General features: G+C 36.5%; 9 protein-coding genes. 4 read left to right on the top strand and 5 right to left on the bottom strand.

All coding sequences use genetic code 11. The annotated features are described in order from the left end of the window. Positions 1-349: 349 nt before the first annotated feature. Positions 350-1,924, bottom strand: a complete 1,575-nt coding sequence (locus tag BTO22_RS11550; RefSeq protein WP_105055662.1) for a hypothetical protein — start codon at positions 1,922-1,924, stop codon at positions 350-352. A gap of 2 nt (positions 1,925-1,926) precedes the next feature. After that, complete coding sequence (locus BTO22_RS11545) at positions 1,927-2,934, bottom strand: OmpA family protein (RefSeq protein WP_181044634.1); 1,008 nt, start codon at positions 2,932-2,934, stop codon at positions 1,927-1,929. A gap of 328 nt (positions 2,935-3,262) precedes the next feature. On the opposite strand from BTO22_RS11545, the gene BTO22_RS11540 reads away from it, so the two are divergent. Further along, positions 3,263-4,609: a magnesium transporter gene (locus tag BTO22_RS11540; RefSeq protein ID WP_105055660.1), complete on the top strand. Its 1,347-nt coding sequence runs from the start codon at positions 3,263-3,265 to the stop codon at positions 4,607-4,609. A 222-nt stretch (positions 4,610-4,831) separates the two neighbouring features. Next, entirely contained in the window at positions 4,832-5,353 is a 522-nt protein-coding gene (locus BTO22_RS11535; RefSeq protein ID WP_105055659.1) for a MerR family transcriptional regulator, read from the top strand. 70 nt (positions 5,354-5,423) lie between these two features. Here BTO22_RS11535 and BTO22_RS11530 read toward each other — a convergent pair whose 3' ends face one another. Next, a complete protein-coding gene (locus tag BTO22_RS11530) occupies positions 5,424-6,215 on the bottom strand; it encodes a DMT family transporter (RefSeq protein ID WP_105055658.1) in 792 nt (263 codons plus the stop codon). A gap of 81 nt (positions 6,216-6,296) precedes the next feature. After that, positions 6,297-6,671, bottom strand: coding sequence for a YybH family protein (locus BTO22_RS11525; RefSeq protein ID WP_105055657.1), 375 nt, complete (start codon positions 6,669-6,671; stop codon positions 6,297-6,299). A gap of 136 nt (positions 6,672-6,807) precedes the next feature. Between BTO22_RS11525 and BTO22_RS11520 the strand changes: the two genes are divergently transcribed. Together BTO22_RS11520 and BTO22_RS11515 are read left to right on the top strand one after the other, a co-directional pair. Beyond that, positions 6,808-7,674, top strand: a complete 867-nt coding sequence (locus tag BTO22_RS11520; protein ID WP_105055656.1) for a LysR family transcriptional regulator — start codon at positions 6,808-6,810, stop codon at positions 7,672-7,674. 141 nt (positions 7,675-7,815) lie between these two features. Beyond that, a complete protein-coding gene (locus BTO22_RS11515; RefSeq protein ID WP_105055655.1) occupies positions 7,816-8,208 on the top strand; it encodes a 3D domain-containing protein in 393 nt (130 codons plus the stop codon). Between the two features lie 85 nt (positions 8,209-8,293). Here the strand turns inward: BTO22_RS11515 and BTO22_RS11510 are convergent, their stop codons facing one another. Then, positions 8,294-10,156, bottom strand: coding sequence for a PhoX family protein (locus tag BTO22_RS11510; protein WP_105055654.1), 1,863 nt, complete (start codon positions 10,154-10,156; stop codon positions 8,294-8,296). Positions 10,157-10,203: the final 47 nt, after the last annotated feature.

Here is a 10,203-nt window from a genome sequence, read left to right as displayed (position 1 = left end):
TGGCAGTCTAATAGGTACTACTACCGCGATACATATAAAGTAAAAAAGCCCATATGTAATAAAACATATAGGCTTAGTATTTAAGGTTATTGGGCTAGTTAAAGTTAATGACAACGATAAAAATTACCTTAAATTTCATTATAATGATGACCTCATTATTAAATATTCTACTTATATCAAAATAAAGAACACTTCCTTATACATGTCTATAAGAATAGTAATTTAACCTTCAATCATATATGGCACTTGCAATAAAAATTATACTTAAGTGCCTATTAATAATAATTTAAGTCGCTAAAAAAGGAATAAATATAAGAACCATTAACCTAAAGTTCGAGGGTATTATTCATTAATATAAATATACTTTTCCCTCTCCACTAGATTCTTTTCTCGCTCCGATAAACATCTGAGAACCATCATCACTAATATCAAGCCCAAGGCCAAAATGACCACCCTTTTGATTTTTAGGTGATTTTATATAAGAATCAAAAAACCACAAATTATTCTCTTTTTTATAAAAATAAACAGCACCACTATTTTCAACTAGATTATCATCTAAAAAAATATCTCCAGAATTATCTGTAAATGCCCCTATAATTAAACTATTAGCATCACCACTTAATTTAACTCTATATCCGAATAGATCCCCATTCTGCAAACTAGAATGCTGAACTTTCTCTACTTGTGACCAAGAGTCATTAGATTCTTTAAATATATAAACGGCACCTAATGAACCTTCTTCTGGTGACCCAATAGCTAAAGTTGCTCCTGTATTATCTAATGAGACCGATTTTCCGAAATGATATTGTTGCCCCGAAATAGTAGACGGTAGCTCTAATCGAGTTTTTTCTTCCCAATTTCCCATCTGTTTTTTAAAAATATAAACGCCACCTAAATTAGTATGACTTGAGTCTGATGATTCACCAACGGCACCAATAGCAACAACATTTCCATTGCTACTTAAAGATACAGAACTTCCAAACCTATTTGGTCCATAAGGATCAGTATGTGATGGAGCTAAACTCTTGTCTGACCATACTTCACCGTCATTAGTATAGAGATAAACATTACCAATATCATTGTTTTCACCAGGTGATGCTATTGCAATCGTTGAACCATTATCTGAGATTGAAATGTACAATCCAAAAGAATCGTCATTTACCCCCCGAGTTAATATTCTATCGAAAACCCAACTATCAGCAACATTGTAGTATACGTAGGCTTTACCCGGCTTACCAACTTCTGAAAGTGGATTGTAATTATGATGATCTGCCCCAACAACTAGCGTTTTTCCATCTTTACTAATTGCATTTGAAATACCAAAGCGATCTCCAGCCTCTAAATCATCTGGCGATAACTCGACTCTTTGTTCCCATAAATTATCTTTCTTTTGATATATATATACTTTGCCTTTTAAACCATCGACTCCAAATGCACCAATTGATAATGTATTACCATCCTCACTAAATGAAACTGACCTCCCAAAATAGTCATTATCTTTAGCATTTGAGCTTTTAACTACGCCTATTGACTTTAAATATTCATCTTGATTAACACTTCTCACATTGCTTAATTTTATATTTTTACCATTTCTGGCTATAATAAAAAACTCTTTATCTAAAAATTTAGGCGTCAAAAGACGACTCAATTCATACTGAGTAGATAGACCCTTTAAGTTATCCTGAATAATATTGCAATTATCTTTATAACTATTACTCTTCTCACATAATGTATAATAAGATGCATTACTACTATCTTCCCACTCAAAAAAATATGTTTTTACATTGCCATCTACCGATAATATCTCATGAAAATTAAAAGATTCCGGTTGATAATTACCACCAACTTGAGTAGGTAAGCCTGAATTTTCACTATTACAAGCAAATAAAGAGCATGCTAATGCCAATATAATAAAGTTTTTCATTATTACTCCTGAATTAAATATATTTCAACACGTCGATTAGCTTTTCGACCATTTTCTGTATCATTTGACATTACAGGGTTAGTAAATCCAAAGGCTGACAATTCAAATCTGTTCTCACCGATTCCTAGCTGAAGCATATAATCTGAAACAGATTTTGCTCTTTTTTTAGATAATTCATAATTATATTTTTCTGTATGTGTATTATCTGTATAACCATGAATGTATATATTCACATCCTCATTACTATTGAGGTACTCTAATAATGAATGAATTTTATTTACTTCATGATTACTAAGAGTGTAAGAATCAGAATCAAAATAAACTGTCATTTCATCAGGATGATTGGCATTTAATTCTTTAAATTCCTTCTTCTCAATAACTAAAGGAGACTTAGGTTTCACACTATCATTACCCAAAAACCTATAACCAATACCAACAGTAATTAAATTAACATTACTGCCACCGGTATTTTTACCCCCAACATTATTTATCCATTGATATTCAATTCGTGTAGATAACTTTTTCGACCAAAGATATTCATAACCTAACCCTAGCATTAAAGATGTGCCACTATCTTTTTCATTTACTTTAAATCCTATTTCATCTCCTTTTTTCTCAACATCCCAATAATAGCCACCAACTTTTGAAAACAATACTGATTGGTTAGAAAGGTGATAATCAGATTTTATGCCTAACTCATACCCCTGAATTTCAGCAGAATACTTTGCAACGCCTTGATATTCAGAGATAGGTATATAGTCAGCTTTAACTTTTCCTAAATCACTATAACCTCCTTCAATCGAAAAAATATCGTTAATTTTATACCCTAAGAACCCTCCAAATGATGGCCGAAAATCATTGCACTCTAATGATTCTTTATTACAAGAATTCTTATACAGCGTTGAACCAACCTTTCCTCCAATATAAATATCCTTACTCAATTCTTTAAAATCAGTATTAGCATTTACAAAAGGTGATATAAAGAAAAAAAGAATTACTATTTTATACATAACAAACATTCCCAAAAAAACAATCGCGCATTCTATAAGTAAGAGAAATAATTGATACCTAATAATAATTAATTCTTAACAATTAAATTATGGAGAAAAACAATAAAAGATAAATAATAATAATTAAACAACTTAAATCATTAATAAAGGCAAAATTCTTAAAGGGTAACAATGATGATTTAACAATAATTTCTCGGTTAACATTTATAACCTCACAATGCACTTTCCTATTCTCTTTAGCTTGTAGATAAGTTATCTTTCCTTTAGAGAACAATTTCCTAAGGCTCACTTAGCATTTCAAAATATCATTGATTTATGGAGTAAAAGATTGAACGAACATCAAGATCTATCCTTTCAAATTGAGACGCTTTTTAACGTCGAACAAGAAGATCAATTTAAGCTTCTCGGCGAATACGTTGAAAATGGTCTAGATAACGGTTCATTTGCTCGTATCTTAGAAGCTTTCCCTGTCGACCAACGTGTACAATTATGGCGACGCTTGCCGCTAGAAATGCATATAGATGTTTTAACAGAAATGCGTGCGGACGCTCGTGTCGCTATCCTTGAAGAGCTCTCTGATGCTGAATTAAACTTCACCTTAGCCAAACTGGATAACTTATCGTTAATCGAATGGGCAGAATCTCTACCTGATGAAATCTTCAGCCTTGCTTTACAGCTTATTAGCCGCGATGAATTGGATTTATATGATGATGCAAAGCAGTATGAAGATGATGAGGTTGGTCACTGGGCAGACCGTAAAATTGCAACCTTGCCTTTCAATGTCAGTGTTGGACGTGCGAAAAAACTATTAAAAACTAACTTATTTGAGTCTCACCAATACATGCACTTAATAAACCGTGCTCATAAGTTTCACGGCATTGTGCAATACACCGATATTTTAACTGCGGATGACTCAGTTAAAATTAATACGTTAAAATTAGAAGACTGCTTAGTTCTGAATGTACATCAACCTCTCAATGAAAGTATTGAAGCCGTTGAACACTCAGCGGTACCAAGTGTGGCGATTATCGACGACGATAACGTTTTAATTGGGCAACTTGATTGGCAATTTGCGATTAATACCCAGCGTGAAATTTACGAAACTCGCTTAATGGCCGGTACTGGTATGGATGAGGGCGACGATCTTTTCTCTCCTATCATTAAGAGTTCAAAAAAACGTGGGGTTTGGCTTGGTATTAATTTACTTACCGCTATCTTAGCTTCTGTAACGATCGGATTATTTGAAGATGTAATCACTCAAGTCGTTGCACTGGCAGTATTAATGCCAATCGTGGCCTCTATGGGCGGTATCGCTGGCAGCCAAACATTAACCTTGATGGTTCGTGCGATGGCGCTAAATCAAATTACCCCGGGTAACCGCTTTGCGTTATTAAAAAATGAATTAGGGATTGGCTCAATCAACGGTTTGCTATGGTCATTAATCATCGGTGGTCTTGCTGGTGCTTGGTTCCAGTCGTTCGCGTTAGGTGCCACCATTTCACTAGCTATTATCGTTAATATCATCACCGCGGCCTTATTTGGTGTACTTATTCCTATCACATTAGATAAGTTTAAGTTAGATCCTGCACTGGCTGGTTCTGTAATTTTAACGACAGTGACTGATGTTGTTGGTTTCTTCGCTTTCTTAGGAACAGCAAGTTTAGTGATGATGTAATGCTCACACCAAAACACTGAGTCAACCTCAATGGCTCAATGTTGCTCTCATAAACCCTCGATATTTACTCACCCGCTTTCAGTGCATCAAACCTTTCAAAAAGAAAATCTAGAAATAATCGAATTCGCTTTGACAAGCATTATAACTATTTCTAACCTAATGCTTGACCCATCTACAAGTGCAGGGTTGATAATTTAACCTTGATGAGCAAGAGAGCACACTATGTTGACTGTAACGCAAATGGCAAAACACAATAATATCTCCCGCACTACGGTTCTATATTATGAACGAGCAGGATTACTTTCCCCTGCTTATCGCTCAGATAATGGCTACCGTTGGTACGGAGATAAAGAATCTAAGCGATTAGAAGCAATTGTGGCTTATCGTTCGTTTGGTGTACCAATTACAGACATCATGCCGCTACTTGACCATCAAGACGATATGACACAAGAAAGTATTTTGCGTAATCAATTTAATGCACTTGAAAGTGAAATCCAACGATTACGACAGCAACAGAATGCAATAGTCATGTTATTAAAACAACCTACATTATTGGAGCAAAATATGGTTACTAAAGCACGCTGGGTCGAAATAATGAAAGCAGCAGGTCTTAACGAGCAAGACATGCAAAATTGGCACAAACAATTCGAAAAAATGGAACCTGATGCTCATCAAGAATTTCTAGAATCATTAAGTATTGATGCTAAAGAAATTACTGATATCAGAGCTTGGTCTAAAGCGTAATACATAAAAACGAAGACGCCTAAAGCAACTGGCCCTAGGCGTCTATTTTTTAATAAAGAAAAGAAACTCATCAGATCCGTTTTTTAGATATAAATTTGGAAGAAAAACCCGTCACAAACATGGTTCCTGCTACCACTAAAATAGTACCGATAATCGCATTCATTCCAACGGTTTCACCTAAAAACAAATATCCCCACAAAATACCAAACGCAGGAATAAGGAAGGTCACAGAAAGGGCGGACGACGCACCAAGATCTTTAATTAATCGGAAATACAATAAATACGCAAGACCAGTACAGACTGCACCAAGCGCAAATACTGACAACATAATATCTGAGCTAATTGTTTCTCTTACTGGAATAAAAGGAACCAACGGTAGCACCAAGATTACAGAAGCCCCCATCAAGGCCGCAATCATTGGAATAATCGCTTCATCACCAACATTAATCGCCTCCCATCCAACCAGAACGCTAACCCCAATCATACCTAGAACCAAACCAAATACGACCTCTTTAGTTAACCAAGTTCGAGTCCATACCGCCCCAATAATCGCACCCCAAATTGGAGCGGTAGAATTAAGAATAGCTAAAGTAGATACATTTAAAATTTGTGCTGAATAAGCAAATAATAAGAAAGGTAATGCTGAATTAAACAACCCCAAAATAAGGAAGTGTTTAATATTGGACATAAAGTATAGGGATTTTTTCAGAAAGAAGGAAACAACAAGTAGAGTCAATGCGGCGAAAGCAACCCGTGTCTCAATTAATACCGCAGGCCCTAACGGGTTTGCTGCAATTCTAACAAATAAAAATGAACCGCCCCACAACGCAGCTAAGGTAAATAAACTTAATATATTAATCATCCATGATCCCAAACGGTGGGTAATTTTTTAGTGTGGTTGATAATGACAAATTACTCAACCACATAATCTAAAAAATGCTTTCTAACACTCGCCTTGCACTTCAAAATCATCTGCAATTAAACGAGCCTTACCATCTTCTTGAATCGTCCAATGCTCATTATGTACTACGCCAAACGCTTTATTCATCGTCCAGCTCGCTGTTAGCAAATAACCATTATCGCCAATCTTTTCCCATTTAACGTCGGTATAATCCACATCAGTAAATCCTTGGTCCATGATGTTTTGCCAAAATGCTTGGATCTCTTCACGGCCAGTAAACGTTCCAAATGGGCGAGCTTCCATCACCGTGCCTTCTGCGTATTGAGCAGCACAACCAGCAGCGTCTTGAGAATTAAAAGCCTGTTGCCATGCTGAAATACCGGCTTTGCATACTGCTAAAATTTGTTCTTGAGTCATGATTGTTTCTCCAATGTTTGTATGAGATGAACTATACGTACATTATTAACAGTGAAAAACAGACAAATAAGAAAACACTATTTAATATAACAGAACAATAAAGTCAGATAATACCATTCAAATAAGTAGAGATAGCATGCAAAAACTAAAACAAATGACCCTATTTATGACCGTGGTTGAATCAGGTTCCATCACTAAAGCTGCTGATAAACTTGACCTATCAAAATCAGTCATAAGCCAACATATCAAACAATTAGAAACTGATTTAGGTTTACCTCTATTAAAACGAACGACACGAAAACAAAGCCTTACTGCCTCAGGTGAGCATTTTTATTTACAGTGTTGCGAAATGCATCGATTAGCTGAAAAAGCCTGGAGTGATATTTTACATCAACAAGAATTTCCACAAGGAAAACTGACAGTAACCGCCCCTCACGCCTTAATGAATGACATTATTATTCCGGCGTTAAGCAGCGTATTTAGCGTCCACAAAAACGTGAAATTAAATCTAATCGCGCATGATGGTCAACTCGACCTAATGCAAGAAGACATTGATTTGGCTATCCGTGTTGGTGAATCAAAATTAAGTAACCTAAAGCAAAAGCGCCTTGGAACCATACAAGACGTATTATGTATTACCAAAGACTATCCAGAATTTACTCTTGATAGCATTGAAGCCCTTCCTTACATTGCAAACCATTGGCAGCCTAAACAGATCTCACATCAGTTAGTAAATACGACAACACAATCTTCTCGAGTTATACACTTTACAGCTACGCATCAAGTAAACACGGTTCAAAATAGTTTGGCGTTAATAAAAAATGGATTAGGCGTTGGGCTTCTTCCTGAGTTTATTTATTTACAGCATCAAGATGAGTTAAAAGAAGTATTACCGAACTTTGAAATGAAAGCCTCTAATGTCTATGCGCTGCATCCATTCCATGGACAAGTCCCAATTGGTATAAGAATGGCTATTGAAGCAATTGAGAGTAAGTTAGATTAACAAATACTTTTATACATTCAGCTTATTTTTTAAATCATAGCTTGTCTCAATCTTTAGCAACGCATACATATAGAAAAAAGGTATCATGTACGGATACATTATATTACGCATCAAACATACCTCTAACTAAAGGAAACGGTTATGAAAATTCGCTTTTATCTTCTAGCAGCACTCACTATGACATCACTTTTTGGCTGCGGAGGAGGTGAACAATCTCTAAAAGTAACAGCAAGCGCATACACTTCAAGTGTAGGTGAAACCGATGACACACCAAACCTTGCCGCTTGGGGCGATACGCTAAAACCAGGAATGAAATCAATTGCTGTATCAAGAGATCTTATCGATATGGGTCTTACTCATAATCAAGAAGTAACAATCGAAGGTCTTGATGGTACCTACCTAGTGCTTGATAAAATGAATAAGCGCTGGAAAAAGAAAATTGATATTTACATGGGTGAAGATGTTGAAAAAGCAAGACAATGGGGTAAAAAAGAAGTCGTAATCCATTGGACTGTAGAAGAAGAAAAGAAGTAAATATTTAGCACCCATAAATCGAGTAATTCTTAATACAAAGTGGCTTCTTAATGAAGCCACTTTTATTTTTCTTAACGATAAAGGCCTAGCTTCCGATCGCGCCACCGTTATCTTTAGTCACCATTATAATAGTTGAACGTGGTTTACTATCCCCCCCTTGAGGAAAGTGACCAGACGGGTGCTGCACACCAACAAACATGGTTTTTTGATCTTCTGAGAAGGTTAATCCGGTAATTTCACAACCAATTGGCCCCGTTAAGAAACGACGCACTTCTCCAGTTTTTGGATCACCACACAACATTTGGTTATTACCCTGCCCTGCAAAGTCGCCTTTATTTGAATAATTACCATCGGTTTGGATCCATAAGCGACCCGCTTTATCAAAACCAATACCATCAGGACTATTAAACATATTGTCTTTATTAATGTTTTCACTGCCCGCGTACAAATTGCCTTTATGCACCGTTGGATTCCCTGCTACTAGGTACAAATCCCATTGGAATGTATCACTCACATGATTTGCATTAGTTGGTGCCCAACGCACAATTTGACCATAATGGTTTTCTGCTCGTGGATTAACACCATCAACCTCTTGGCCTTCTCTTACGCCACGATATTTATTATTAGTTAGTGTACAAAAAACGTGTTTCTTATCAGGGTGAACTGCAACCCATTCCGGTCTGTCCATTGTAGTTGCGCCCACTTGTGTTGCTGCACGGCGAGCAAAAATCATTACTTCGGCTTGGCTATTAAATCCATTTTCTTTGGTTAACCCATTCTTACCGTAAGTAAGTTCTAACCACTGACCATCGCCTTCTAACTTATTTTCTTTCATTGCAAACTTAGCAACATAAAGCGTTCCGTCTTCTAGTAAGTCTCGGTTAGCTGAATTATTACCTTCTTGATACTTACCTTTGGATACAAACTTATAAAGATGCTCACCACGCTCATCATCCCCAAGATACACCACAACATGACCATCATCATTCACCACTAATGCGGCATTTTCATGTTTAAATCGACCTAGCGCGGTTCTTTTCAATGGCGTAGACGTTGGATCATTAGGGTCAATCTCAACTACCCAACCAAAACGATTCGGTTCATTCGGGTTTTTAGAAACATTAAAACGATCATCAAAGTTGTGCCATTGATATTCACTCTGCTTTGCTTTTACACCATATCGTTTGTCATCAGCGGTTAATTCTGCTGTTTTTTCAGAGCCAAAGAATGAATTAAAGTTCTCTTCGCAGGTTAAGTATGTACCCCACGGAGTTTCACCATTTGCACAGTTATTGAAAGTACCTAATACCTTCTTTCCTGCAGGGTCTGCTTTCGTTTTTAATAAGTCATGACCTGCTGCTGGGCCTGTGACTAACATCTCTGTATTAGCAGTGATACGACGGTTTACTTTTCCTGTTGGATCAATAACCCATTGACCCTTATTTCTTACAATTTCAACAATGGTAATACCCACAGCAGCCTGTGCTTTCGCCACATCATCAGCCGTCATCGCTTTACCTTGATGAGCAAACAAATATTCGTAATTGGTGTATTCATTGTTTACCGCAAGAATTGCACGATCTTTTGATAATGGAAACACACTCATGCCATCCGTGTTATCACCAAATTGCAGAGCTTGGGCTTTTGAATCTTGTTTTCCATTGGGATTAAATTGAGGTGCATTGGCAAAAATAGGATCGCCCCATGACATTAAGGTGCTTGAGCTGTAACCTTTAGGGAGAATAATAGAATCACTGGTAGAAGTAGCGATTGCCTCAAAATTTAATAATGGGCTATCCATACTACCAGCAATAGCCTTTGCGACTGGGTTTAAGGCTAAAAAAGCACTCGCACCTGCTGCTGCAGTTCCCATCAAAAAACCTCGACGAGATAAACGCGCATTAATCATGTTGCTAAAATCAGATTCTTTCTCTACAAAATTGCTCATCACATTTCCCTTTTGAAATCGTTATTTTTATAAGTTCGTTTATACAA

Source organism: Aliivibrio sifiae (assembly GCF_002954705.1).
GTDB lineage: Bacteria > Pseudomonadota > Gammaproteobacteria > Enterobacterales > Vibrionaceae > Aliivibrio > Aliivibrio sifiae_A.
Note: the sequence above shows the minus strand (reverse complement) of the source record. Positions and strands in the feature narration are given on the sequence as shown.

Coding starts and splice junctions, on each gene's coding strand:
- BTO22_RS11515 (WP_105055655.1), top strand. CDS start 7,816: ATGAAAATTCGCTTTTATCTTCTAGCAGCACTCACTATGACATCACTT.
- BTO22_RS11535 (WP_105055659.1), top strand. CDS start 4,832: ATGTTGACTGTAACGCAAATGGCAAAACACAATAATATCTCCCGCACT.
- BTO22_RS11545 (WP_181044634.1), bottom strand. CDS start 2,934: ATGTATAAAATAGTAATTCTTTTTTTCTTTATATCACCTTTTGTAAAT.
- BTO22_RS11550 (WP_105055662.1), bottom strand. CDS start 1,924: ATGAAAAACTTTATTATATTGGCATTAGCATGCTCTTTATTTGCTTGT.
- BTO22_RS11520 (WP_105055656.1), top strand. CDS start 6,808: ATGCAAAAACTAAAACAAATGACCCTATTTATGACCGTGGTTGAATCA.
- BTO22_RS11525 (WP_105055657.1), bottom strand. CDS start 6,671: ATGACTCAAGAACAAATTTTAGCAGTATGCAAAGCCGGTATTTCAGCA.
- BTO22_RS11530 (WP_105055658.1), bottom strand. CDS start 6,215: ATGATTAATATATTAAGTTTATTTACCTTAGCTGCGTTGTGGGGCGGT.
- BTO22_RS11510 (WP_105055654.1), bottom strand. CDS start 10,156: ATGAGCAATTTTGTAGAGAAAGAATCTGATTTTAGCAACATGATTAAT.